A 26,111-nucleotide genomic window follows, 5' to 3' on the forward strand; every position below is an offset into this window, starting at 1 on the left:
TTACCGCGTTGACAGGAAGTACGCGGACGCTTCCATCGACGTCTCGACGACCTCGTAGTCGGGCTTCCTCCAGGTCGTCTGCTCGCTTCCCCGGTGCTTGCCCTTACCGTGGATGTCTGCCATCGTCACCATCCCTTCGATCGCGGCACATCCGTGCCTCCGGCGGACGGCGCCCGCCGGACGTCTCTCATCGAGCGCCTCCGCGGCCCGTGGGGGAGCCCCAGCCCACGTGGATCTCGTCGATGGCGAGCTTCTTGTAGAAGGCCGGTACGCTCTCGGCGGCCCAGGTGCTGTCCACGTCCAGCCTGATGTACCGCGCCGTGGTCGTCGTCGGCAGATCGATGAACCGCACGGCCTTCGCGCTCTCCAGCACTCCGGTCTTGATCGGATCGCCCCAGGTCACGCCGTCATCACTGACGTAGACCCGGTAATCCTTGATGCGAGCGGAGTCCTCCTTGCGGCCGAACGTCTCCCGGTTGTGGGTCGGGGAGTTCTCCCGCTGGTTGATCGCCAGGAAGCGGACCGGGCCGCGCCGCCGCAGGTCGAGGGTGATCGAGACCGGCACGGTGGCGTTGGCATCCCAGTAGTTCAGGTAGCTGCCGTCGGTGAGGTTCGCGGCCGGGTGGCCGTCGGCCGACGCGGTCGCGGTGGCGGTGACGTGCCGGTACAGGCCCTCACGGCCGGCCAGGTCGACGCGGAACACCGTGTCGTACTGATCCCAGTTCGTGATGCCGGAGATGGTCACCCGTCCGTTCGCCTGGGTGAAGGCGAACCGGCGCCCGGTCCGTACGTCGGTCACGCGGACGACGCGGTAGCCGTTGTCGCGGACGGTGAGCGTGTCACCCGACGGCCGGGTCAGGACGTGCAGGTAGTTCCGGAACGGGTTGGCCTTGGCGACCGTGACGGTGCCGTACGCGCCGTCGTTCCAGGCGCCGGGCTGCAGCCCGCCGTACATGTACCCGCCGCCCTCGGTGCCGTGGATCGACTCCCAGATCGGGTCAAGGTATTTGTCGAGGAAGTCGTTGAAGGCCTCTTGCTTGTCCGGGAAGCGCCCGTTCACCATCGCGGTCTCGGCGATCAGGTTCTTGATCGAGGCACCGGCGTTGGTGATGTACCGCCCGACGCTGAGCGGGTAGTCGATGTCGGAGTCGCTGCCGTCGTACCACCACGCGCCCTTCGTGGGCAGCTTGAAATCGGCCTCGGTCAGGCGTGGCATCGGCGTCCAGGTGGCGGCGGGATAGTCGTACGCCGGGGTCATGCCGGTCTTCTGCTCGTTGCTGACCGTGTCCATGATCGGCGTGTCCTCGTTGTTGTTGGACAGCAGCATGTCCGGGCGTTCCTTGCGGATCAGCTCGTACAGGCCGTTCTGCTCCCAGTACTCATTGTCATTGTCGATCCAGAACCCGGACAGGCCCGGGTAGTTGTGCATGACCTCCACGAAGTTGTCCCAGCTGAACTCGCCGAAGCCGGGACGGGTCGTAAGATCAACACTCTTGCCCTTGTAGGCCGAGTAAGCGGCGGAGTCAAGCCACTCGTGACCACTTTCGTCGTGCCACTTCGGATCATCGGTCATGTAGAGGATGACCCGCAGGCCCTTCGCGCGGGCCGCCGTGATGAGTTCGCCGAGGAAGTCGCGCTTGGTGCTGCAGCTGCCGGGGATCTTCGACGGCCAGGGCCGGGAGTAGCCGAGCCGGCTGTGGAAGCTGGCCAGCACCAGGTACGACGCGTGCAGTTTCCTCGCCTCGCGCACCCAGTAGGCCGGGTCCCAGCCGCCGTCGGTGACCGCCTTCTCCCAGGCGGCGCAGTCGGTGTAGCCGGGGCTGGTGCGCATGCCCCAGTGCAGGAACAGCCCGGCGGTGGAGTTGCGCAGCCAGATCTGGCGGGGGTTGTAGAGCTCGGCCCGCGCCGGGGACGTCACGCCCACGGTGAGGGCCAGGGCCAGGACGGCGAGCAGCGCCGCCGCTTTCGAACGCATCGTCTGTCGCTCCCAGGGATGAGCAGTGCCATGGATACTCGGGTTCCGGATCGTGCGGTGGACCGGCCGTCGCGAGGGGCTGCGACGGCCGGTCCACCGGTGGCGGGCTGGATCAGAGGGGATGGGCGCGGATCAGGCGCGTCTCTCCGGGACGGAGGGTCGCGCTGTAGGAGTCCGAGACCGTTCCGGTGGTCTTGCCGGACCACAGGTCGGTGACGGACGCGCTGCTGGAGAAGCCGACCTGCGACCAGTCGACGCTGACGGTGGAGTTGCCGGAGGTCCCGGTGTTGAACAGCGCCACGACGTAGTCGCCGTTCGACTCCTTCTTGCGCCAGACCTGCTTGACACCGCTGTTCACGATCCGGCTCGCAGCGACGCCGTCCTGGTCGACGCCGATCAGCCGGTCGTTGGTCAGCATCGCCTTGTCGGTGCCGTCCAGGTTCGTCAGGTCGGTGCCGAGCAGCAGCGGCGAGGCCGCCATCGCCCACAGCGTGAACATCGACCGGCGCTGGTCGGCGGTCAGACCGGCCTGGTCACCGTTGCCGATCTCCAGGGAGTCCAGGTCGTTCCAGCCGCCCGGCCCGGCGTACTGCTGCCAGGACGCGGCCGTCCCGAACCGGCTCGACACGTGCGACCAGTCCGTCAGCGGGTAGCCGCTGCCGTTGGAACCCGAGCCGCAGTAGCACTCGACGTCGCCCTGGGTGCGCCAGCTGTTGGCCAGCTTCTTCCACGTCGTCGCGTTCGCGATGGGCAGGTTGTTGGACAGCGCGAAGTTGATCGGACGGCCGGTGGCGCGCAGCGCCGTGTCCCACGCCTGGACGTCGGCGACGTCGGCGCTGCCCACTCCGTCGATCTTGAGGTAGTCGACCCCCCACGAGGCGAACTGCTTCGCCCAGGAGTTCACGAACTCCTGAGCGCCCGCCTTGGAGTAGTCGATGTAGTACATGTTCTTGCAGTTGTAGTTCTTCTCCGTCTTGGACGTGTCCGCGATGTCCTTCGCGTGGTACGACGTGCCCTCGATCGGGGTGTTCTTGGTGACGGCGTTCTTGGCGATGCCGGGCGTGACGTAGAAGCCGAACTTCAGCCCCTTGCCGTGCACGTAGTCGGCGAGCGCCTTGATGCCGGACGGGAACTTGGACGTGTCGACGGCCCAGCGGCCGTACGAGTCGACGGTGAAGCCGTTCGAGTCGCACTTCTGCCAGAAGTCGTCGAGGTTGACGTAGACGAAGCCGTGGTCCTTCAGGCCGCTGCTCGCGAGAGCGTCGGCCTGGGCCTTGATCTTCGCCTCGGTCGGCCAGCGGCGGACGAAGCTCCAGCTGCTCCAGCCCATCGCCGGCCGCACCGACTGACCGTTGTCCGACGCGTGCGCCGCGGACGTGGCCCCCGGTACGGCCATCGCGGTGGCCGCCACGGCGAGGGCGCACCCGATGGCGCTCGCTCCGCGAGCGCGGTTCGCGGCGCCCCACGCGCCGTCCTCCCTCGTCTGGTCGCCGCTCCCGGCGCTCCTCAGTCCAGACGACGCGCGCCGCTCACGACGGGCCCGCATCGTCAGCTCCCGCACGACTGGGTCGAGCCGCCGCTGGTGGCGACGCGCAGCGACCCGCCGGAGGTGTTGACGCTGTTCGTCGCGCAGTAGCCGGTGATGCCCTGGAACAGCAGGTCGGAGGGGCTGTCGCCGCCGCGCTGCGCGGTGAAGTGGTCGAAGCTGATCGCGCTGCCGGCGTTGGCGATGACCGCGGGCCGGCCGTTGTCCTTGGCGAACTTGACGGAGCTGTTCACGAACTTGATGTTGTTCGCGTTGTGGATGTACCAGCCGTACGCGGGGCGGGTGCCGATGCTCTTCGGGTTGTAGTCACCGCTGTCGCTGGGGACGCCGGTGCTCATCGTGCCGTTCCCGCCGGGCACCGTCAGGTTGACGCCCGTGAACGTCACGTCGCTGATCTGGTTGCCGCCCGTCTGGCCCCAGATGGTGGGGCTGAAGGACGGGCTGACGCCGGTGCCGGTGATGTTGTCGAACGTGACGCCCGAGATGTGACCGACGCCGGGGCTGTTGCCGCAGCGCTTCCGGGCGCCGACCTTCAGCATGATCGGCGAGTGCACGCCGGTCATGGTGATGTCGCTGTAGTGGACGTCGGAGATGTTCGCGCCGTCCATCGACACCATGCCCAGGCCGGACTTCTCCGCGCCGGTGATGGTGATGTGGGAGAACTGGTAGTCGGTGAAGTCACCGCAGGTCTCCGAGCCGAACATCAGCGCGTTGCAGCACTTGGCCGACAGCTTCGAATCGGTGACGGTGACGTGGCCGCTGGGCAGCTTGGCGCCGAGGGCGTAGTCGCTCTTGAACGGCAGGGCGTCGTCGTTGGCGGAGATGTTCGCGTTGCTGATCGCGACGTTGGTCGTGCTGATGACGTTCCAGCCGTCGCGGTCGCTCGCCGTGTCGATGGTCAGGTGGTCGGACGTGACATGGTCGCAGCCGTTGATGAGCGCCGCGAAGTGGCCGCCGCGCCGCAGCGTGATGCCGCTGAGCGTGAGGTTCGTGCAGCGGGTCAGCGAGATGATCTTGTCTGCCTGGCCGCTCTTCGGGTTGCCGGTGATCAGGTTGCCGCCGCCGTCGATGGTCCCGGAGCCGGTGAACCCGATGTTGGTGAGCTTGTCACCGTAGATCATCGCGTCGTGGAAGTGGCTGTGCCCGAAGTCCTGGTACTTGTCGTTGGAGTTCGACTCGGCCTTGTCGTAGCCGGTCCCGCTCGCGCCCTTGATGGTCGAGCCGGAGTCGAGCTGCAGCGTGACGTTGCTCTTCATGTGGATGGTGTTCGAGGACTTGTACGTCCCCGACGGGAAGCGGACCGTGCCGCCGCCCGCGCTGTTGGCCGCGGTGATGGCCTTGTCGATCGCGGAGCTGTCGTTGGCGCTGCCGTCGCCCTTCGCGCCGTAGTCCTTGACGTTGAAGGTGCCGGCGGCGGCGTGCGTCGCGGCCAGTACGGGCGGCTGCACGAGCCCGAGGACGGCGACCAGCCCGATGGCGGCCGCGAGTGCCTGGACGAGGTGTTTCAGTGGGATCTTCATGCTTCTTTCCGAGAGGAGGCGGGATAGGGGAGCCAGGGCTCAGCGGGCGGCGCCTTCGGTCCGGATGAACTGCTCGTTCATGATCAGGAAGGCGCCCAGGCCGTGGAAGTCGTTGGTCGCGCGGGTCCGGCCGACGTAGTAGGAGTACGAGCCGACGTTCGTGCCGACGGAGATGTCGGTCAGGTTCGTCCGGCCGTCGCTCCCCAGCGAGATCTTCTTCAGCACGCCCTGGTAGGCGCGGTCGGCGACCGTCTTGTAGTGCGCGTCGACGTAGCCCTGCTCCGCGGCCCGCGACAGCGCGAAGGCGAACATGCTCGAGCAGGACGTCTCGGTCCAGTTGCCGGACTGCGAGCCCTTGTCGACGACCTGGAACCAGCGCCCCGTGGCCGGGTCCTGATAGCGCTCGAGACCGGCGGCGAGGTCGCGCAGGATGGTCAGCAGCTGCGGCCTCCGCGCGTTGGTCGCCGGGACGGCGTCGAGCACGTTGACCGTGGCCATCGCGTACCAGCCGATCGCCCGGCACCAGTGCTCCGGCGCCAGGCCGGTCTTGGAGTCCGCCCAGCTCGCCTTCTTGGACTCGTCGTAGGCGTGCCGCAGCAGGCCGTTCGACACCTGCAGGTGGGTGCCGTACGCCACGAGCTGCTTGGTCGCCTCATCGTCGGTGTAGGCGGTGTCGCCGAACTCCTTGCCGTACTCGACGAGGAACGGGTTGACCATGTACGCCCCGTCGGCCCACAGCTGGTGCGCCCGGCTGCTGGACGTCCCGTGCCAGAACGCGCCGTCGGAGTTCCGCGGGTACGTCTTGAGCCGGTTGCGGATCTTCGCGGCGGCGGTCTGGTAACGCGCGTCGCCGGTCTCGTGGTGCAGCAGGACGAGGATCCGGCCAGCCTGCATGCTGTCGAGGTTGTCGAAGCTCTGGCCGATGTTCCCCTTCGAGTCGACGAAGCGGTCCGCCCAGCTCTTGATGTACGACAGGTACTTCGCGTCGTGAGTGCGCTGGTAGACGAGGTACTGGCCGTACAGGTACAGCCCGACCGGGTACGACCAGCCGCCGATCTTGCTCGGGGTGTCCCGCGCGATGGTCGAGTCGACCACCGCCACCGACCAGTCGGTGGCCGCCTTGGCGGCGCGTCCGGGGCGGGCGGCCGTCGCCGGCGTGGTGAGCGCGGTCAGCGCCGCGCAGAACACCGCCGTGAGCGCGACGAAGGGCCGCCCCGATCCCAGAATGCGCTTTCTCGGCCTACGCATAGTCGGATCCCAGCCACATCTCGTCGATGAGCAGCTTCTTGTAGAACTTGGTGGCCGAGGACGCGGCCCACGTGCTGTCGACCTCGAGGCGGACGTAGCGCGCCGAGGAGATGCCGAGGTCGATGAACCGCACGCCGCGGGCGCTGGGCATCGTCCCGGACTTCACCGTCGACCAGGTCTTGCCGTCGGTGCTGGACTGGACCTTGTACGCCTTGATCCGCGCGGAGTCCTCGGTGTCCGACCGCTTGTAGCTCACCGACCACTCGCGCTGGTTGACGCCGAGGTAGGCGACCTTCTTGGCGGAGCCGAGGTCGAGGGTGACGGTCACCGGCAGGGTGCCGTTGTTGTCCCACCACTTCAGGTAGCTGCCGTCGACGAGGTTGTCCGCCGGGTAGCCGCTCTTGGAGGCGCTCGCGGTCGCGGTCACGCCGGAGTAGATGCCGGTCCGGCCGGACGTCTGGACCTTGAAGACGGTGTCGTACGGGTCCCAGTCGCCGATGCCGGTGATGGTCAGGGACCCGCCGGACTGGCTGAAGCTCATCGCCGCGCCGGTGCGCAGGTTCGTGACCCCGGTGACCTTGTAGCCGTTGTCGCGGACCTTCAGCGTGCTCGTCGACGGCTTGGTCAGCACGTGGATGTAGTGCAGATTCGCGTCGGTCTTGCTGATGGTGGTGACGCCGTACGCCCCGTCGTTCCACGAGCCGGGCTGCAGGCCGCCGTACATGTAGCCGCCGCCCTCGGTCCCGTTGATCGAGCTCCAGATCGGGCCGAGGTAGGTGTTGAGGAAGTCGTTGTAGGAGGTCTGGTTCGACGGGAACTTGCCGTTGACCTGCGCCGTCTCGGCCATCAGCGACTTGATGGAGGAGCCCGCGTTGGCGACGAGCCGCCCGACGTTCAGCGCCTTGTCGACCGAGGAGTTGCTGCCGTCGTACCACCAGGCACCGGTCGACGGGAGCTTGTAGCAGGCCTCGGTAAGGCGGGGCGCGGGGGACCAGGTCGCGGCCGGGTAGTCGTACGCCGGGGTCATGCCGGTCTTCTGCTCGTTGCTGACCGTGTCCATGATCGGCGTGTCTTCGTTGTTGTTGGACAGCAGCATGTCCGGCCGGTCCTGGCGGATCTTCTCGTAGAGGCCGTGGTCGATCCAGTACTGGCTGTCGTTGTCGATCCAGAACCCGGCCAGGTCGGGGTAGTTCTGCATGACCTCGACGAAGTTGTCGTAGGAGAACTGCCCGAAGCCGTCGTTGGTCGTGAGGTCGACGGTCTTGCCCTTGTACTTGGAGTACGCGGAGGAGTCGAGCCACTCGTGGCCGCCCTCATCGTGCCACTGCGGGTCGTTGGTCATGTAGAGGATGACCTTCAGGCCCTTGGCCTTCGCGGCGCTGATCAGCTCGCCCAGGAAGTCGCGCTTGGTGGTGCAGCTGCCGGGGATCTTGGACGGCCAGGCACGCGCGTACCCGAGCCGGCTGTGGAACGACGCGAGCACGAGGTACTTCGCGTGCAGCTTCTGGGCCTCGCTCACCCAGTAGTCCGCGCTCCAGCCGCCGTTCGTCACGTCGGACTCCCAGGCGCTGCAACTCGTGTGGGCGGGGCTCGTGCGCAGGCCCCAGTGCAGGAACAGCCCGGCGGTGGAGTTGCGGAGCCAGTCCTGGCGCGGGTTGGTCAGCTCGGCGCGGGCGGGGCCGGCCGTCGTGGTGAGGGTGAGGGCGAGCGCCGCCAGACCGGCGGCCGGCAGGCGAAGTGATCGTCGTCGCATGGGCGGGGTTCTTCCTGGGTGTGGGGGGGCTGCCCGGATGGGCACCGGCGGGGCCGGGGTTGAGGGTGGCGCGCCCCGGCCGGCGGGGCCGGGGTGAGGGTGACCGCGCCCCCGGGCCCCTGGCGCACCGGGGACGCGGTCACGTATTCGGGGGGAGGACTACTTCAGGTCGATCCGGAACACCTTGTCCGAGCCGTCGGCCTGGTTCCCGTTGTTGTCGCAGTTGGTGGTGGACAGCCACAGCGCGTTCTTGCCGGGGATGGTCTCCACGGTCCGCAGCCGGCCGTACGTGTTCACGTAGTAGGCCGCCGGCGTGCCGGTGGTCGTGCCGTCGACCGGGATGCGCCACAGCCGCTGGCCGCGCAGCGCCGCGACGTACAGGGCGCCGTCGGCGTACGTGATGTCGCTGGGCGAGGCGTCGGCCACCGGCCACTGCACCTTCGGGTTGGTCATCCCGGAGGTGCTGCACTTCCCCTCACAGGTCGGCCAGCCGTAGTTCTTGCCCGGCTCGATCAGGTTGACCTCGTCGTACTTGCTGTTGCCGAACTCCGCCTCCCACAGGCGGCCCTGCGGGTCCCAGGTGATGCCCTGCGGGTTGCGGTGCCCGTAGCTGTAGACGAGCGTGCCGAACGGGTTGCCGGGTGCCGGCTTGCCGTCCGTGGTCATCCGCAGGATCTTGCCGTTGAGGGAGCTCTTGTCCTGCGCGAGGTCGGGCGTCTGCGCCTCGCCGGTGGTGGCGTACAGGTAGCCGTCCGGGCCGAACTTCAGCCGCCCGCCGTTGTGGTAGCGGTTCTTCTTGATGCCCTGGACGAGGACCGTGTAGCCGCTCAGCGAGCTGCCGTCGTAGGTCATCCGGACGATCCGGTTGCCCTCCGAGGCCGTGTGCATGAGGTAGACGTAGTGGTCGCTGTTCCAGTTCGGCGAGACCGCGATGCCCAGCAGGCCGCCTTCGCCGTCGGTCGTCATGGCGTTCGGCACGGTGCCGACCTGGGTCTTCGTGCCGCTCTGGGTGAGCTTGAAGACCTTGAAGGAGTCGCGTTCGGTGATCAGCGCCGAGCCGTCCGGCAGCCAGGACATCCCCCAGGGGATCGTCCAGCCGGACGAGACGGTGGTGATGGTCGAGGGCACCCCGCCGCCGGACGAGGACCCCGTCTTCACCGTCACCGCGTTGCTCGCGTCGGAGACGTTGTTGCCCGCGTCCTTCGCCTTCACGGTGAACGTGTAGGAGGTGTTCGCGGCCAGGCCGTTGATCGTCGTGGACGTGGTCTTGACGCCGGTGACGATGGCCGTGCCGCCGCTGTAGACGTCGTAGCCGGTGACGCCCACGTTGTCGGTGGACGCGTCCCAGGCCAGGGAGACGCTGCCGCTCGTCACGCCGGTCGAGCGCAGGTTCGCCGGCGCGGTCGGCGGCTGCGTGTCGTCGGTCGCCGCGGTGGTCACCGTGACGGAGGCGCTGCTGGGCGACACGTTGCCGGCGGCGTCCCGCGCGAACACCGTCAGCCGGTACTGCGTCTTCGGCGTCAGCCCGGTGATGGTCTTGCTCGTCGCGGTGCCGGCGGCCTCGGAGATCTTGTTGCCGTCGTTGTAGATGTCGTAGGCCGCCACGCCGACGTCGTCGGTCGAGGCGTCCCAGGCGAGCGTGATGCTGTCGCTGGTCACTCCGGTCGAGTGGACGTCGCCCGGGGTGGTCGGCGCCTGGGTGTCGCCGCCCGTCCCGCCGTAGACCTGCAGCTCCTGCAGGGAGTAGCCGTAACTGCTGGTGTTCCGGCAGCGCTTCGTGCCGTACACGCGGACGTACCGGCCGCTCGCCTTCAGACCGGTCAGGTCGTCCGTGCCGCCGTCGCCGGAGGTCGTCGAGTAGACGTCCGTCCAGGTGGAGTGGTCGCCGGAGGTCTGCACGCGGTACGCCGTGGCGCACGAGGCGTCCCAGACCAGCTTGACCTCGCTGATCTGCGCGGTCGCGCCGAGGTCGACGTAGATCCACTGCGGGTCGGAGTCGCGTACGCTCGCCCACCGCGTGGAGGTGTCGCCGTCGACGGCGTACTTCGCGGCGTACCCCGATCCGCCTTCCGAGGACGCCGTCGTGGGTTTGTTCTGGCTCAGCAGCACGGGCGCGGCCGCGTGCGCCGAGGAGGTTGCGATCAACAGCCCGGAGCCGAGCGCGCTCGCGCCGAGCCAGGCAAAGGTTTTCTTCATGATCCTGCCGCCGCTCTGCGGAAAGATGGGATCTTTGCTGGAAATGTAACAGCGGTGTTTCCGCTGTCAATGACTTGTTGGATTTTGGTAGATGCAGCTCTACCGCGTGTTCGATTGGCTGTCAGGTGGCCGGGCCGAAGTGTGTCCGGCATGAACGCTTAGGCGGATACATCGGATGTATCCACCTGATGATCGCCCGGCGTGCCCCCGGGTGGAGGCACGCCGGGCGAGCGTGTCAGCCGGTGTACTGGGCGAAGATCTTGGAGTAGGCGTAGGCCGACTGGGACACGCCGCTGCACGAGTCGCCGGCGCTCTCGCCGGAGCCGCACTTGCGGTCGCGGTTGACGGCCCAGAAGGTGAGCCGCGCGATGTGATGGCTCTTCGCGTACGACAGGATCGTCTGGAAGTCGCCGGTGCTCACGGTCTCGTCGGACTCGTCGGTCTTGCCGTTCATCGACGAGATCCCGATGTGGGAGTAGGCGGCCGAGTCGCTGTACCCGTACGCGCTCTTGACGGCGTTCTTCAGCCCGTCCGCGGCGGCCGTCGTGACGCTGCCCATCGAGCCGCTGTGGCTGCCGAAGTCGAACGGCATGATGGTCCAGCCGTCATTGTCGAGCCCGGCCTTGGCGCCCCGGTTGATCAGCGACTTGCCGGTGGAGTCCGGGCCGCTCGGCGTCGTCCCGAACGTGATGTACGTCTTGATCCCGGAGTTCTTCGACTTGACGATCTTCAGCGCGTCGATGACCCGCTGCTGCACCGTCCCGTTGGAGAACTCGGTCGACTCGATGTCGATGTCGATGGCCTTCAGGCCGTAGGCGTCGATCACCTTCTGGTACGCCCCGGCGAGGGCGGAGGCGCTCGAGCAGTGTTCGCCGAGCTTGTTCCCGCTCCAGCCGCCGAACGAGACGACGACGTCGCCGCCCGCGGAGCGGATGGAGTTGATGGCCGTCTTGTCGGAGCCGGTGAGCGAGCGGCTGCCGTCCCACTTCGGGTTGCAGCCGCCGTCCGAGAGGACGAAGGCGAGGGTGAGCCACTTGACGCCGGTCGCGGACAGCACCGAGGCGGGCGCCTGGGGGTTCCCCCAGCCGAGGTACTCGTACGGGGCGACGGCCACGCCGGGGGAGGCGGCGGCCTTCAGGCCCGCGTCGTGGGCGGTGGGAGTGGCGTGGCCGGGCGCGGCGAGGGCCACCTGGGCGGCCGTCACGGCGGCGGCCGCGGCGAGCAGGGTACGCGGGGCGATGGGCACGGTCGGGTCTCCTTTCGCCGACGCGGTACGCGGCCCCCGACGCGCTCCCGGCCGGCAATGTCCGAGTGCGGTCCTTGGTTAGGAAACCTTCCTAACCGACGATTGCCGATGTCACCACCGTCCGACCCATTCCGTCAAGCCCCGCCGCGCGTGTGGCCGGTGTGGGCCACCTGGCAGTCGGACAGGTTTGCTCCGCCGCGATGGGCAGATCCGGCAGTCACGACACACAACATGACTGCGGATCTCTAAGCTGATCAGTGACGTTGGGAACGCACAACGGCCCGGTGGCGTTCACCGGGAGGAGCCGGTAGGGGAGGGGCGACGATGCCGATCACGGATGACGCGATCGAGAAGATCAAGGGAATGATCGTGTCGGGTGAACTGCGGCCCGGCGACCGCCTTCCCAAGGAGGCGGACCTGGCGGCCCAGCTCGGGCTGTCCCGCAACTCCCTGCGGGAGGCCGTACGGGCCCTGTCGCTGGTCAGGATCCTCGACGTCCGGCAGGGCGACGGCACGTACGTCACGAGCCTGGAGCCGAAGGCGCTGCTGGACGGCCTCAGCTTCATCGTCGACCTGCACCACGACAAGACCGTGCTGGAGTTCTTCGAAGTGCGCCGGATCCTCGAGCCGGCGGCCACGGCACTGGCGGCCCAGAAGATCAGCATGGAGGCCATCGACGCCCTGCGCGACCACCTGACCAAGGTCACCGACGAGTCCGCCGTGGAGGACCTTGTCGAGAACGACCTGGAGTTCCACCGCCGCATCGCCGAGGCCGCCGGCAACTCCGTGCTGTACTCCCTCGTCGACACCATGTGCGGCCCGACCATCCGGGCGCGGGTCTGGCGCGGGCTCACCCAGGAGGGCGCGCTGCGGCGCACCCTCGACGAGCACCACGCCATCCTCGACGCGCTGGCCGCCCGGCAGACGGACGTCGCGCGGGCGCTGGCCACGGTGCACGTCGCCGGCGTCGAGCAGTGGCTGCGCAAGGCACTGTGAGCCGCCGCCCGCGATCGGGCGAAGAAATTCGGAAGGCGTTGAACCACGCACCCGGCCGGGCGCGTACACCCTGTCGTCACCGCCGGCACCGGATCTCGGGAGTGATGACGATGGGATTGCTCCGGCACGCGCGCGCCACGGCCCACGCACTGGCGATGGGAGGCCACGCGCTTCCGGACGAGCCGCCGCGTGCGGTGTTCCGCGCGCGATCCGGCCGCCGCCGGGTCTATCGTTGACCATCGCGCTTCCGACCGTCCGGAGAACCCCCGCCATGGCATTTCCCGGAGCGCGCGGCAGGACGAAGGCTCGGACCTGGTTGCGCGCGCTGCGACCGGTGACCGACGCCGACGACGAACTGATCATCGCCGGGCTGTACCGCGAGTACCACGACCCCCTGCTCGCCTTCGTCATCCGGCAGACCGGCGGCGACCGGCAGTGGGCCGAGGACATCGTGCAGGAGACGATGATCCGCGCGTGGCGCAGCCTCGACCAGCTCGACGCCGACGCCGGTAGCCTGATGCCTTGGCTGGCGACGGTCGCTCGCCGTATCGTCATCGACGAGAGGCGCCGCCGGGGAGCGCGGCCCCAAGAGGCGGGCGAGGGATCTCTGGAGAATATCCAGACCCCGGACGGCATGGAGGATCTGCTGCGCGGCGTGGTCGTATCCGAGGCGTTGAAGGCGCTGAGTCCCGCGCACCGTGAGGTGCTCACCGAGACCGTCCTGCGTGACCGCACGGTGAACGAGGCGGCCGAGGTCCTCGGCATCCCGGTCGGCACCGTCAAGTCGCGCGTCTACTACGCGCTTCGCGCGCTGCGCGTCGTACTCGAGGAGAGGGGGGTGACACCGTGACCGAGCGTGGCGAGGAGACCGTTCCACACACCGATGTCGGCGCGTACGCCCTCGGACTGCTCGAGGAGGACGACCGGCGGGCCTTCGAAGCCCACCTGGCCGGATGTCCCGCCTGTTCGGCGGAGGTCGCCGACCTGTCCGGCATGCGGGAGCTGCTGACCGACCTGCGTCCGGAGGCGGAGGAGACCGACCTCGGCGCTGCACGGTGGGAGGCCGACCCGGGCGCGGCGCGGTGGGAGGCCGACTCCGGCGCGGCGTGGGCGGAAGCCGACCTCGGTGCGGCGCGACAGGAGGCCGACCCCGGTCGGGTACGGCCGGATCCGCCCGAGCACCCCGCCGACGTCACGAGTCTGCTCCGCCGGCGCAAAGTGGCCGCGCGCCGCCGCCGCAGGGGCACCGCGATCCTCAGCGCCGCGGCCGGTGTCGCGCTGCTCGCCGGCGGGGTCACCGTCGGCGCCGCCGTCGCCGGACACGGCGGCGGGATGGTGATGACGCACGACCACCGGAACATGCCGGCGGACCTCCTCGGATGGGGCGAGACGCACGACGCCACGAGCCCGCGGACGGGCGTGAGCGGGATCGTGGCGATGGAGAAGAAGGCCTGGGGCACGCACGTCGCCCTGGACCTCGGCAACGTCAAGGGCCCGCTCACCTGCCGGCTCGTCGCGGTCACCAGGTCGGGGCAGCGGCACGTCGTGACCGAGTGGGCCGTACCCCCCAAGGGCTACGGCGTCCTCGGCTCACCCGACCACCTGCAGGTCCACGGAGGCACCGCCGTCCAGCGGGCGGACCTGGCGAGGTTCGACGTGGAGGTGGAGGGCGGCGGCACACTCCTGAGCATCCCGGTGTGAGCGGGGGCCGGCGGCGTCTACCGGGGCCCTACACCGTGGCGGTCCGCGGCTGTTTCCGCGTCTTCATCGCGTGCTGGACGAGGGTCACCAGGACGTCTTTGCAGGACTCCTTGTCGCGGGCGTCGCACAGCATCACCGGGACGTGCTTCCCAAGGTTGAGCGCCATCTCCACCTCGTCCAGCTCGAACCGCCGGGAACCGTCGAAGCAGTTCACGGCGACGATGAACGGGGTGCCCCGCCGCTCGAAGTAGTCGACCGCGGGGAAACAGTCGGAGAGCCGCCGGGTGTCGGCGAGCACGACCGCGCCGAGCGCCCCGATCGCGATCTCGTCCCACATGAACCAGAACCTCTCCTGACCGGGGGTGCCGAAGAGGTAGAGGACGAACTCGTCCTTCATGGTGATGCGCCCGAAGTCCATCGCGACCGTCGTGGTGGCCTTCGCCTCGACGCCGGCCACGTCGTCGATACCCACGCTCTTGTCGGTGAGGAACTCCTCCGTCCGCAGCGGCTTGGTCTCCGAGACACTCGCCACCAGGGTCGTCTTGCCCACGCCGAAGCCGCCCGCGATCACGATCTTGATCGCTTTCGGCAGCCTTCGGCCCCGTCGATCAAAGCGCCTTGAGTCCATCGATCACCGCCAGGTACAGGTCGTCGTCGTCCGCGAGCTCCGCCTCTGTCTGCGGGTCCTCAACGCTGATGAGGGCCTTGGCGAGCAGGTCGCCGAGCAGCACGCGGACGGTGACGGTCGGAAGGTTCAGGTGCCCGGCGATCTCGGCCACCGACATGGGCTCGTCGCAGAGCCGGACGGTGGCCTGATGCTCGGGGTCCAGGCCGAGTTCGGGCCCCACGGGGAGGCCTGTGGCCACCACCATCGTGATGAGATCGAACTTCCCGCGAACCGGCTCCGTGCGGCCGCGGGTCATGACGTACGGACGGACGAGCGGCCCGGCCTGCTCGTCCAGCCATCGGTCGTGCGACTCGCCGTCCATGGGAACCCCCTCGGACTCGGCGGAGGCCAGATCGCTCGGTGTGTCCTCCTGCTCGGACGGATCGTTCGGCATCGTCACGGCACCGGGTCCGCAGAGCGGGACGCGGCCGTTAGGTGATGGCCGAGGCCGGAGGCGAGCATCTCCATCTCGTAGGCGACGAGCCCGATGTCGGCCTGCTCACTGCTGAGCACCGCCAGACAGGCGCCCTGGCCGGCGATGGTGACGAGGAGGTACGCCGATCGCATCTCGACGATCGTCTGCAGCACCGGGCCGCCTTCGAACCGCTCGCCCACGCCCTTCGCCAGGGACTGGATACCGGCCGCCACCGCGGACAGGTGCTCGGCGTCGTCCTGACCGAGGTCCGCCGATGCGGCCATGAGCAGGCCATCGGCGGACAGGACGATCGCGTGCCTGGCCTCATTCACCCGCTTGACCAGGTCGTCGAGCAACCAGGCGAGTTCGGTGGGGGGCTCTGTCTTCTGCGCCACTGCTAGTCCTTCTACGCTTCTTCGTCTGCGGTCGGGTCGGTCGGTCGGCCGGAGTCCGGCTGGGACCTGGCCGCGTCGGCTCTGCCGCGCCGGGTGCCGGCCTGGAGGCCGCTGATCGACCTGCGGACGTTGTCGGCTGACCGGTCGGTGTCGGCGTTCCTGTCCTCGTCCGCCGAGGCTGCGGGGGATCCATCCGTTCGCAGCGGAGGGGCGATGCTCGCCTGCGGAACCCGGATCGGCAGTCCCGAAGGGGTGTGCGACTCCTCCGAGGAGACGGGCGTGGGGGCATCGTCCTCGCCGTCCGATGCCGCCTCGGGGCTGTCGTGCGGCACCGGTGTCAGCGCCGTCACCGGCGCGACCGGCCGTGAGGCACCGGCCGGGTTCGCGGCCGGACGGCGGACGGGCGTCTTGCGTCTTCTCCTGGGCAGGCCGTCGGGGGTGGTGCCGAGGGGCTCGTTCTCGAACTCGGTGCTGGATTCGTCATCGGCCTCGTGAGATTCGTCGGGGGACTGGACGGGAGACGCGGTCGCGACGGCCGTGCCCATGGGCGTCGCCGCAGGCGCACCGACCGCCAAGGGCCGCTTCCGCGCCGCGATCCGCGTCTCTTTCTTCGGTTCCAGATCGTCGGGAGGCGTCTCGACGATCAGCTCCCGCGGAACGAGCACCACGGCGGTCGTCCCGCCGTACGACGAGTGCTTGAGGGTGACGCGCACGTCGTACCGCTCGGCGAGCCGGCCCACTACGTACAGTCCGAGGTGCACCGAACTCGACAGGTTGAACTCGGGAGGATCGCTGACCCGGTCGTTGAGCGACTGCAGCAACTCGTCGGTCAGGCCGAGACCGTGGTCCTCGATCTCGATCACATATCCCCGGGCGACCCGGCGGCCGCTGATCTCCGCCTGCGTGTAGGGCGGTGAGAAGGACACGGCGTTCTCGATGAGCTCGGAGAGGAGGTGAATGATGTCACCGACGGCCCGGCCGGCCAGGGAGACGTCCCCGATCGTGGAGGCGACGGTCACCCGGGTGTAGTCCTCCACCTCGGCCACGGCGGAGCGTACGACGTCGATCATCGGAACCGGGCGCCGCCAGCCCCGGGCAGGAGTCGCCCCGGACAGGACGATGAGGTTCTCGGCGTTGCGTCGCATCCGGGTCGCCAGGTGGTCGACGCGGAACAGCTCCTCCAGGTCCTTCGGATCGTCCTTCCGGCGTTCCATCTCGTCCAGGAGGGTGAGCTGCCGGTGGACGAGGGCCTGGGACCGGCGCGCGAGGCTCAACAGGATGTCGCGGAAGCCGCGGCGCAGCTCGGCCTGCTCGACGGCGGTCCGGATCGCGGTCTCCTGAACCGAGTTGAAGGCGTGTCCGACCTGGCCGATCTCGTCGCTACCGAACGACAGGGGCGGTGCCTCGGTCTCGACATCCACGCTCTCACCGTGGCCGAGCCGCTCCACGACGCGCGGCAGGCGCTCGTCGGCCAGCTCCCGCGCGGCCTTCCGCAGCTTCTCCAGTTGCCGGAGCAGCGCCCGGGTCGTGGTGATGGAGACGATGATCGAGGTGATGACGGCCAGGAGTCCGAGGCCGCCGGCCAGCACGAGCCGGACGACGACGCCGATGCCGATCGGCGTCGCCTGCTTGACGAGCCGGTCGCCGCCGCCGAACACGGCCTTTGACAACTGCCCCAGCGCCGGGTCGGCGGTGGCCTTCCATTGGGCAGCCGTGATCGGCAGCCTCCTGCCTGGCTTGGCCTTTGTTATCAGGAGTGCTTCGACTGCGGTGAAAGCGCGGACCTGTGCTCCATTCGCGGCCAGGTCATACGAGGTCCGGTCGACGGATCCGAGCTCCTCCAACACCTTGTCGAAGGCGTATCTCCGAGCACCGATGACCTGCATGAGCTGCGTGTATTCGGCACTCGTGAAATGTCTGCTCACGAGCAGCCCGGACAGCATCGCGTCCTCTTGGGAGAAGATTTCCCGCGCCCGGTTGAGTTCGACCATCGTCCGGACGTCCTTGGCGAATTCCTTGTCGTCCAGAGTGGCGAGCGAATCGTCGATTTCGAAGATCGCGCTGATGGCGCCGGTGTAGATCGAAGAGGTCGTGGCACGGTCGATCAGGCCCGAGTCGATCGCGGCGCGGGTGGCGCCGAGCCGGTCGAACTGGGTGATGCCCGAGTCGATCGCCTGCCTGAGCGCCCGGCTCTGCGCGAACTTCACATTGTCGCCGCGGGCCAGGTGCTTGAAACGCGCCACGGCCTTGTCGGTACGGGCTCGCTGGGCCTGAAGTGCCGCCTGCTGCTGCGAATGCGGGTCGGCCATCCGGATCAGCGACAGACGGCGCTCCTGTTGGAGTTCGGGCTGCAGCGCATCGAGCGGCTGCGCGACCCCGCTGTTGACCACGGAGACCCAGAGGAGGTTCACCCCCTCGCGCAGCGTCACCCAGGCCGCGAATGCCCAGAGAGCGACCAGTGAGAGTAGCAGGGCCGTGATCTTCGTTCGAAGACGCGAGTTGCGAAAGCGCATTATTCAGGCCCCGGGGGCGAGGAGAATGTCAGTACGGTGTGCATGCGGAATTTCGTGATGTATTTCGAATGTTGGGGGTATCCTGCAGGCCCGTCGTGCGCGTGGGATGCACCGCGTACGCGCCGAACTCTCCGGCGACGTCGGACTCTAGCAATGCGTCGCTTACCAATTCAAGGTGACAACAGGTGAAAAGGGGTGAATTGGTACGATTTGGGTGGATTTTTGGCCCTCAGTAGTTAATTGACAGGAGGGTGAACCGAGCCGCTCGGAGAGGTGAAGCGCCGCCAATGTGGCGGATCGCACAACGCTCAGCGGCAGGTAGAGGTCCTTGTCGTGCCAGAGCGGCGGGTCGTCCGGGCCGACCGGACACCGGCGGAGGTGGTCACGGCCGCGCATGGCGGCCCGTATGCGTGCGGCGTCGAGCCGTGGTTCCGTCTCCGGTCCCCGGCCTATGGTCAGGAGGAGGATCTGGACCGCGTACGCGGTCTCCTCCGCGGTTCCGGTCCAATGGCCCCACGAGCCGTCCGCCCGTTGCGTCGTCAGCACCCATCGGACGGCCCGGTCGACCGCGTCCGCCGACTCCGGCCCGCCGAAGTCGTGGAGCGCGAGCACACAGCAGAAGGTCGCGTAGTAGGGCGAGGCGTGCCACCGATCCTGCCAACTCCCGTCGCCCCGCTGACGGTCGTGCAACCAGGCCGACACCTTGGCGATCGTCGCGGCGTATCGCGAGGCCGGTCCCGGGCCCCCGCGCGCGAGGTACTCCCCGAACGCCTGCAGAACATGGGCGTTCGTCGTGACCGACACGCCGTCTTCGCCCGGCCAGGTGTTGAAATGCGACTCGGTCTCGAACGCCCAGAGCGGATCGGGCGGCCGGGGGACGCCGACGAGCGCGAGGGCGTACAACGCGCCCGCGGTGGTGTCGGCGTCCACCGGAAGTCCGGCCGCCGCCGCAGTCCCTGTCGGGCCGACGGCCGCGGACAGTTCCGCCACGAGGTCGCGCGGCGGGTCGAACGGGACGCCCGCGCGTGCGAGCCCGCTCAGTACCCAGGCGCGTTCGAACACGGTGATGGGCAGTCCGCAGGGCACGGGACCGCCATACCGTCCGACGACCGTCTCGAGGAACCGCCGCGCGGCCGACCCGGTGGTGTCCGACGGCCGGTCACCGAGCCAGGCGGCCGTCGCCGCCGGGGAGGCCCCGATCGCTCCGGTGACCTCGGGTCGTATGGCCGGGTGGCGCCGGGCGGCGTCCCCGGGGGCCTCGAGGACGTGCAGCAGCTTCTGCGGCGGAGGCCGGCCCGAGGCGAGGGCAGCCCGGATCCGGGTGAGGGCCGTGCCGGTCAGTCCGCGGGGCAGGTCCACGCGTTCGGTCTCGCGCCAGGAGATGACACCGTCGTCCAGCTGCGCGTTGATCGAGGCGATCAATGAGGGGACGATCAGCTCGATCGCCGGCAGGTCGGGCAGGTCGACCGCGGTCGACGACTCGCCTTCCCGCGACCAGCGGAACAGCCGGCGCAGTCCGGCGGCCGCGGCGTCGGCGGTCGCGCCGTCCCGGTGCGCCTCACGAAGCAGGGCCTCGGTCGCGCTGAGCGTGGGGACCAAGGCGTAGCCGGGTTCCACGGCACCCCAGCCACCGTCCGCCCGCTGCGTTCGCAGAAGGTGCCGGACCCGATCGGCATGACCGGTAAGCCAGGGGGCCAGGGTCACCAGACGTCCCGTCTCGTACACCGACGCGGAGACCTGCCCCCAGGGTTCGGCGACGAGCCCGGCGATCAGTGTGTCCGCCTCGGATCCGGCGCTGGGGGCGTCCCCGTACATCGGTGGCGGGTCTCCCGGGGTCACTCGGCGCCCCAGTAGTCGGTCATCCCGTAATAGCCCATGCTGTAGCCCAGCTGTCGTCTGAGGTACTCCGCCTCGCGAGGGAAGTCGTCGGCCAGCGCGCCGATGAGCCGGTCGCAACCGGCGACGAGCTCGTCGATCCGCCGGCCGACCTCGTCGCGGCCGACCCCGAGCATCAGGCTGTTCAGATCGCCCCACGCCAGGTCCCGTTCATAGGACGCGAGGTCGTTCACCAGCCGCAGCGCGCGCTGGACCTCTTCGCCGGCGACCGCGAGCTGCCGCAGCCGCTCCGGATCGTCCACGCTCTCGTTGGAGATCCAGTGGGAGACGTTGACGAGGTGGGATCCGAAGTTGTCCGCGTTGGCGAGGTATTCGGCGAAGGTAGGGAGGGCGGATCGATCTCCGTCGGCGTAGGCCGTCTTCCATTCCCATTCGCGTGCGTTCGCGCGCAGGTAGCGGTGCAGAGCGTCGCACCAGGCCGCGGACAGGGCCGGCCATACGGCGCTCGTCTCGAGCTCCGCGCGGATACTCGCGAGGAATCGCTGCAGCGGAACCTCCGTGGCCGGGACGACGCTTTCCGCCACGGTCGAGCATCCGCGGATGATCTCGTCGACCTCCTGCCGGGACGTCGCGACGTAGTCGATGAGCCAGTCGGCGGCAAAGGCCCACAGGGCCGTACGCGTGGCGATCCTCACCTGACCACGGGTCGCCCATGGGGACCCGAACGCGTTGGCGAGGGCGACGCCGCTGAACACCGTCGGGCCGAACGGATCGGGTGGAAACAGTTCCGGATACGCGGCCGCGCAGTCACGTAGATCGCGGAGGCAATCGGTGGCCAACGCGCAGATCCGTCCATGCTCCGCGGCCGTTGCCCGTTCGTCGCGGTTCGCGAGGGGAATCGCCATGCCTACCCTTCTTCGTTCGAAGATCCGTCCGGGCGGTTTCGGGCGTGGTGTGGCCGTCGAGCAGGCCGGGCCCACGCCGTTCGTGCGCTGTCAGAGCAGGCGCAGGGTGAGGTCGACGTCTCGGCGGGGGCGAAGCGTGGGGCCGATCCGGGGCTGGACCGGCACGGGGCTGCAGGAGACGGGCCGGAACCGGCTCAGCATCCCGGCGACGACGAGTTCGGCCTCGGTGTTGAAGGCGTGCATGCCGATGCACTGATGAGGTCCGCCGCCGAAGGGAAAGTACGCGTAGCGGTGCCTTCTGCCGCCGTCCGCGGTCCGGTCGGTGGCGAACCGATCCGGGTCGAATCTGCGCGGCCGCTCCCAGAACTGCTCGAGCCGGTGGGTGAGGAACGGGCTGAGCAGCACGGTATCCCCTGCGTCGATCCGGACTCCGCCCAGTCGCGTAGACCCCACGGCCGTCCTGGGGAACAGCCAGCCCACCGGGTACAGGCGCAGCACTTCCTGGAGTACCTGCCGGGTGTAGGTCAGGCCGGACAGGTGCTCGGCCTGGACCGTGCCACGGCCGACGACCTGGTCGATCTCGTCGTACAGCCGCGCCGCCACCAGCGGGTGGGTGTCGAGGAGCGGCCACAGCCACGTGAGCGCCCCGACCGTCGTCTCCGTGGCTGTGGCGAACATCGCCACGAGGTTGTCGCGGACCCATTGGTCGGTGACCGGTCGGCCGTCGGCGGTCCGGGCCCGGCACAGGGCGGAGAAGAAGTCGGGTGACGCGTCGTCCGAGCGTCGCTGCTCGTGGATCAGAGGTATGAGCACGTCGTCGATCTTCCGCACGGCGTCTTTGAAGGCACGGTCGCCAGGGACCGGGACCGACTCGGGCAGGAAGGGCAGGAGGAACCGGAAAGCCACCGCCTTGGCGACCTGGTCGAAGGCCGGCGCGAGCCGATCGTTGTCCGAGGCGGAGATCTTGTCACCGAAGAACACCGTGAGCACGGTGCGGTTCACGACCCGCGCCATCTCCGGCGTCGCCTTGATGGGGCTTCCGTCCCGCGCCGGTCCGGCCAGCGGCTCGATCGCCTGGTTGACGGCCTCGGCCATTCGCCCGGCCACCGAATGGACGTGCCGGGTCGTGAGGACGGGCTGGAGAGCCTTTCGGCTCAGTTCCCAATCCGGGCCTTCGCCGAGGATGCTGTCGCCGAATAGCCGGTGCAGTGGACGCCAAGCCGTTCCATCGCGATGAAAGTTCGCGGAATCGTCACGCAGGATCTGCTGGACGTGGTCGGGGTGGGTCGCGACGTAGGCCTTGAAGATTCCGAAGTCGACGCGGACGAGCTCGCCCGCGAACCGGCCGATCTTCTCGACCTCTCCCATCGGATCGCGGAGCAGGGCGGGGATGGAGCGATAGAGCCGGACGGTCTGGACCGTGCGTGGCGGATCGGTGCCGATGACGGCGGACATCGATTGCTCACCTGTTCCGGGTCGGGTTCGTGCGGGGAATCCGTGGCCGGTGCTCGATCGGGCCGCTTCCTTCTGACCGATCTGGCAAAGATGCAGTTGGAGAGGGTTTGCGGGACTGTCAAGGCGGTGTGAGAGGTGGGGTGCGGAGGGTCGGTGATCGCTCACGCGGAGTATCGCATAATTAGCCACTTATTGGGAGAAGTGTGATTTAGGAGACATGCGTCCGGTGTTGGTGGCGGTTCCCGGCCCTGACCGGACGGATCCGGTGGCGTGCTGCTGAAGCTCTGGTCACGTGGAGGTGAGGCCGTCGTGACATCGACGCCTCCGCCCGCTCGGGTCCGCGAAAAACTAGATCATTGCCTCGGGTCCGGTCAGACTGGGGCGATGCATGACTTCGATGTACTCGTCCTGAGGACCGGCTGCCCCAGACGATGGTCGTCGGCGCCGGCGTCATCGGCATCGTTGTCTCTCTTGTACGCGCGTGTTGCAGCCGCGGCCTCGGCCGGATCGTCGGCATGCCGGTGAATGAGTTCCTTGGTCAGGAGGTCTGTACCGATGTATGACTTTGACTTTCTTGTGCTCGGCTCCGGCCCGGGAGGCCAGAAGGCGGCCATCGCTGCGGCGAAGTTGGGCAAGCGGGTCGCGATCGTCGAGAAGCGGCACATGGTCGGTGGGGTCTGCATCAATACCGGCACCATTCCGTCGAAGACCCTCCGGGAGGCGGTGCTCTACCTGACGGGGCTCAACCAGCGGGATCTGTACGGGGCGAGCTATCGGGTGAAGGACGAGATCACGGTCGCCGATCTTGGTATGCGTACGCAGCATGTGATCGGGCGAGAGATCCAGGTGATCCGTAGTCAGCTCAGTCGCAACGACGTGACGATGCTGGAGGGGACCGGCCGGTTTCTGGACGAGCACACGATCGGGGTCGGCGACGGGAAGAAGGTCACCGCCGAGAGGATCGTGATCGCGACGGGAACATCGCCGGCCCGTCCGTCCAGTGTGGAGTTCGACGATCGGACGGTGATCGACTCCGACGCGATCCTGCACCTTGACCAGGTGCCCAAGACGCTCGTTGTGGTCGGCGCAGGCGTCATAGGCATTGAGTACGCCTCGATGTTCGCGGCGCTGGGCACCAAGGTGACCGTGGTCGAGCGCCGGGAGCGGATGCTGGAGTTCTGCGACCTGGAGATCGTCGAGGCGCTGAAGTACCACCTGCGGGATCTGGCCGTGACGTTCCGGTTCGGCGAGACCGTCGCCGCGGTCGAGCGACGGCCGCATGGGGCGCTGACCGTGCTGGAGAGCGGGAAGAAGATCCCGGCGAACTGCGTGATGTACTCGGCGGGGCGCCAGGGCAAGACGGCCGAGCTGAATCTGGAAGAGGCGGGCCTCACCGCCGACGAGCGGGGCCGTATCTCGGTCGACGAGTACTTCCGCACCGCCGTGCCGCACATCTATGCGGTCGGCGACGTGATCGGTTTCCCCGCGCTGGCCGCGACCTCGATGGAACAGGGACGGCTGGCGGCCCAGCACGCGTTCGGCGAACCGGTCGCGGACATGCAGGAGCTCCAACCGATCGGCATCTACACGATCCCCGAGATCAGCTTCGTCGGGAAGTCCGAGGACGACCTGACGCGTAAGAAGATTCCGTTCGAGGTCGGCATTTCGCGCTATCGGGAGCTGGCCCGGGGACAGATCATCGGCGACTCGTACGGGATGCTGAAGCTGCTGGTCTCCCCGGACGACCGCCGCCTGCTAGGCGTGCACGTCTTCGGCACCGGTGCGACGGAGCTGGTGCACATCGGCCAGACGGTGATGGGCTGCGGGGGAACGGTCGACTACCTTGTCAACGCGGTGTTCAACTACCCGACCCTGGCCGAGTCCTACAAGGTCGCCGCCTTGGACGCCATGAACAAGATCCGGGCGATCACCGAGCTTACGGCCGAATTGTGACTACGCCGTATTGTCGCTAAGCGTCGATGACCTTCAGCTGCGGAAGTCGGAAGCGCCGGCGCAGTGATGATCGGCATCGATGATGGTCAATGGCGCAGGTGCTCCCTCAGCCACTGCTCGGTGTTGCTGACGTGCAGCAGCGCGGCGGCCTGGCTGAGGGCCGCGTCGCGGGTGGACAGGGCGTTAAAGATCGCCTCATGTTCGGCGAGGGTCCGCCCCGCGGCCTGGGTGTCGACCAGACCGCGCCAGATACGGGCGCGCAACGTGCGGCCGGAGACGCCCTCAAGGAGGGTGAGCAGGATCTCGTTGCCGGTGGCTGAGACGACGGCGCGGTGGAACGCCGCGTCGTGGGCGTTGAGTTGCTCGACGTCTTCGCGTGCCTCGCGCATGGCGTCCAGGTGCCGCTTCACCTCGGCCAGCTGCTCCTCGGAGATCCGGGTGGCGGCCAGCGCGGTGGCGACCGGTTCGAGGAGCCGTCGTACCTCCATGAGGTGCTGGAGGGCGGCCGAGTCGCCCTGCAGCAGTTCGACCGCGCCGCCCAGACCTTCCAGGAGCAGGCTCGGCTGCAGGCTGGTCACATAGGTGCCGGCGCCCCGCCGGACCTCCAGGACCCGCGCGACGGCCAGCGCCTTGACGGCTTCGCGGGCGAGGTTGCGGGAAAGGCCGAGCTGGGCGGCCAGATCCGGTTCCGCCGGCAGTTTCGAGCCCGGTGGCAGCGCTCCGGTGCGGATCAGCTCACGGATCTGCTCAATGGCCTTGTCCGTCAAAGACAACGCGGACTCCCTCCGTGCCCGTTCGCCGCGGGCACGGCCGGCCTGAACAGTCCTTGGGCTCGGAGATCGTCCCAGAGACCTTCGAGGATGTGCTGCCGGTGGCGTTTCACGTTCCGTATGACCTGTTCCGGGTCGCGCATACCGAGGGTGACTTGATGATAGTGGAATGGATGTACGAGAAGGCGATCGCCTCCAGGCGGTCCAGGCCCGTGCGCTCCAAAGGTCGCTGAGACAAACCGTACGGTCCCTAGGCCTGTTCGGTGGGGCGTACGAGGAGTTCGGCGACGGCGACGTGGCGGGGGCGGGTGACGATGAAGGCGATGGTGTCGGCGACGTCCTGGCTCTGCAGCCGCTCGATGTCGCCGAGAGCGGCGGCGATCTGCTGCTGTACGACGTCGGGGTTGTGGGTGCGTAGTTCGGTGTCGACGCTGCCCGGTTCGACGACGGACACGCGGACATGCTGGCGGGTGAGCTCTTGGCGCAGTGCCTCGCTGAATGCGCCGACGCCGAACTTGGTGGCGCTGTAGACCGCCTGCATGGCGTAGGCATTGCGCCCGGAGAGTGAGCCGACGTTGACGATGTCGGCGACCTGACGCGGTTCCTGGGCGGCTGCTTTGGCCAGGTGAGGGATGGCCGCGTGGGCGGTGTACATCAGGCCCATGAGGTTGATGTCGATCATGCGTCGCCAGTCGCCCAGGTCCGCGCCGGGGGCGGGCCCGAGGAGCATGAGGCCGGCGTTGTTGACCAGGGTGTCCAGGCGGCCCAGGCCCTCGACGGTCCGCTCGACCGCTTGCGCGGCGGCCTGGGCGTCGGTGATGTCGGCGGGCACGACCAGGGCCCGCCCGCCGGCGGTGGAGATTTCGGCGGCCAGATCGGTGAGCCGGTCCTCGCGCCGTCCGACCAGGGCCACCGATGCGCCTTCGCGGGCGAGTTCCAGGGCGGTCGCGTGGCCGATGCCGCTGGAGGCTCCGGTGACCAGGGCGACGGTTCCTTCAAGACGAGTCATGGTTCAAACCTT

21 protein-coding genes are annotated in these 26,111 nt (G+C 68.4%); 4 read left to right on the plus strand and 17 right to left on the minus strand.

The annotated features are described in order from the left end of the window. From ACYVF7_RS21610 to ACYVF7_RS21645, 8 genes are all read right to left on the minus strand, one after another. A complete protein-coding gene (locus ACYVF7_RS21610) occupies positions 1-123 on the minus strand; it encodes a hypothetical protein (RefSeq protein ID WP_460343421.1) in 123 nt (40 codons plus the stop codon). Positions 124-187: 64 nt separating this feature from the next. After that, positions 188-1,975: an alpha-L-fucosidase gene (locus ACYVF7_RS21615; protein ID WP_460343424.1), complete on the minus strand. Its 1,788-nt coding sequence runs from the start codon at positions 1,973-1,975 to the stop codon at positions 188-190. Positions 1,976-2,087: 112 nt separating this feature from the next. Beyond that, a complete protein-coding gene (locus tag ACYVF7_RS21620) occupies positions 2,088-3,521 on the minus strand; it encodes a glycoside hydrolase family 27 protein (RefSeq protein WP_460343427.1) in 1,434 nt (477 codons plus the stop codon). 2 nt (positions 3,522-3,523) lie between these two features. Beyond that, entirely contained in the window at positions 3,524-5,041 is a 1,518-nt protein-coding gene (locus tag ACYVF7_RS21625; RefSeq protein ID WP_460343430.1) for a glycoside hydrolase family 28 protein, read from the minus strand. 39 nt (positions 5,042-5,080) lie between these two features. Beyond that, complete coding sequence (locus tag ACYVF7_RS21630; protein WP_460343433.1) at positions 5,081-6,289, minus strand: glycoside hydrolase family 88/105 protein; 1,209 nt, start codon at positions 6,287-6,289, stop codon at positions 5,081-5,083. Beyond that, on the minus strand, positions 6,282-8,042 hold the full coding sequence (locus tag ACYVF7_RS21635) for an alpha-L-fucosidase (RefSeq protein WP_460343436.1): 1,761 nt from the start codon (positions 8,040-8,042) through the stop codon (positions 6,282-6,284). The genes ACYVF7_RS21630 and ACYVF7_RS21635 overlap by 8 nt, the downstream gene beginning before the upstream one ends. A 159-nt stretch (positions 8,043-8,201) precedes the next feature. Then, on the minus strand, positions 8,202-10,238 hold the full coding sequence (locus tag ACYVF7_RS21640) for a PQQ-dependent sugar dehydrogenase (RefSeq protein WP_460343439.1): 2,037 nt from the start codon (positions 10,236-10,238) through the stop codon (positions 8,202-8,204). A gap of 235 nt (positions 10,239-10,473) precedes the next feature. Further along, positions 10,474-11,484 (minus strand): chitinase, encoded by a 1,011-nt coding sequence (locus ACYVF7_RS21645; protein WP_460343442.1) that lies wholly within the window; start codon positions 11,482-11,484, stop codon positions 10,474-10,476. A 324-nt stretch (positions 11,485-11,808) separates the two neighbouring features. On the opposite strand from ACYVF7_RS21645, the gene ACYVF7_RS21650 reads away from it, so the two are divergent. From ACYVF7_RS21650 to ACYVF7_RS21660, 3 genes are all read left to right on the plus strand, one after another. Next, positions 11,809-12,480, plus strand: a complete 672-nt coding sequence (locus tag ACYVF7_RS21650) for a FadR/GntR family transcriptional regulator (RefSeq protein ID WP_460343445.1) — start codon at positions 11,809-11,811, stop codon at positions 12,478-12,480. 271 nt (positions 12,481-12,751) lie between these two features. Further along, positions 12,752-13,330: a sigma-70 family RNA polymerase sigma factor gene (locus tag ACYVF7_RS21655; protein ID WP_460343448.1), complete on the plus strand. Its 579-nt coding sequence runs from the start codon at positions 12,752-12,754 to the stop codon at positions 13,328-13,330. After that, complete coding sequence (locus tag ACYVF7_RS21660; RefSeq protein WP_460343451.1) at positions 13,327-14,181, plus strand: anti-sigma factor family protein; 855 nt, start codon at positions 13,327-13,329, stop codon at positions 14,179-14,181. The genes ACYVF7_RS21655 and ACYVF7_RS21660 overlap by 4 nt, the downstream gene beginning before the upstream one ends. A gap of 28 nt (positions 14,182-14,209) precedes the next feature. Here ACYVF7_RS21660 and ACYVF7_RS21665 read toward each other — a convergent pair whose 3' ends face one another. The 7 genes from ACYVF7_RS21665 to ACYVF7_RS21695 all read right to left on the minus strand — a co-directional run bounded on the left by ACYVF7_RS21665 (position 14,210) and on the right by ACYVF7_RS21695 (position 22,367). After that, positions 14,210-14,809 (minus strand): GTP-binding protein, encoded by a 600-nt coding sequence (locus ACYVF7_RS21665; RefSeq protein WP_460343454.1) that lies wholly within the window; start codon positions 14,807-14,809, stop codon positions 14,210-14,212. Further along, positions 14,790-15,242, minus strand: a complete 453-nt coding sequence (locus ACYVF7_RS21670) for a DUF742 domain-containing protein (protein WP_460358037.1) — start codon at positions 15,240-15,242, stop codon at positions 14,790-14,792. The genes ACYVF7_RS21665 and ACYVF7_RS21670 overlap by 20 nt, the downstream gene beginning before the upstream one ends. Before the next feature lie 2 nt (positions 15,243-15,244). Then, positions 15,245-15,658, minus strand: a complete 414-nt coding sequence (locus tag ACYVF7_RS21675) for a roadblock/LC7 domain-containing protein (protein ID WP_460343457.1) — start codon at positions 15,656-15,658, stop codon at positions 15,245-15,247. 11 nt (positions 15,659-15,669) lie between these two features. Continuing rightward, positions 15,670-18,087, minus strand: coding sequence for a sensor histidine kinase (locus tag ACYVF7_RS21680; protein WP_460343460.1), 2,418 nt, complete (start codon positions 18,085-18,087; stop codon positions 15,670-15,672). Between the two features lie 246 nt (positions 18,088-18,333). Further along, positions 18,334-19,986: a prenyltransferase/squalene oxidase repeat-containing protein gene (locus ACYVF7_RS21685; protein ID WP_460343463.1), complete on the minus strand. Its 1,653-nt coding sequence runs from the start codon at positions 19,984-19,986 to the stop codon at positions 18,334-18,336. Between the two features lie 20 nt (positions 19,987-20,006). Continuing rightward, positions 20,007-20,912, minus strand: coding sequence for a terpene synthase family protein (locus ACYVF7_RS21690; protein WP_460343466.1), 906 nt, complete (start codon positions 20,910-20,912; stop codon positions 20,007-20,009). 90 nt (positions 20,913-21,002) lie between these two features. Further along, positions 21,003-22,367, minus strand: a complete 1,365-nt coding sequence (locus tag ACYVF7_RS21695) for a cytochrome P450 (RefSeq protein WP_460343469.1) — start codon at positions 22,365-22,367, stop codon at positions 21,003-21,005. Positions 22,368-22,922: 555 nt separating this feature from the next. Between ACYVF7_RS21695 and sthA the strand changes: the two genes are divergently transcribed. Next, entirely contained in the window at positions 22,923-24,320 is a 1,398-nt protein-coding gene (gene sthA, locus ACYVF7_RS21700) for a Si-specific NAD(P)(+) transhydrogenase (protein ID WP_460343472.1), read from the plus strand. Positions 24,321-24,406: 86 nt separating this feature from the next. Here sthA and ACYVF7_RS21705 read toward each other — a convergent pair whose 3' ends face one another. Together ACYVF7_RS21705 and ACYVF7_RS21710 are read right to left on the minus strand one after the other, a co-directional pair. Then, complete coding sequence (locus ACYVF7_RS21705) at positions 24,407-25,093, minus strand: FadR/GntR family transcriptional regulator (RefSeq protein WP_460343475.1); 687 nt, start codon at positions 25,091-25,093, stop codon at positions 24,407-24,409. Positions 25,094-25,340: 247 nt separating this feature from the next. Next, positions 25,341-26,099 carry an SDR family NAD(P)-dependent oxidoreductase gene (locus ACYVF7_RS21710; protein ID WP_460343478.1) on the minus strand — a complete coding sequence of 253 codons (759 nt, stop codon included), beginning with the start codon at positions 26,097-26,099 and terminating at the stop codon, positions 25,341-25,343. Positions 26,100-26,111: the final 12 nt, after the last annotated feature.

Source organism: Actinoallomurus acanthiterrae, assembly GCF_054775715.1.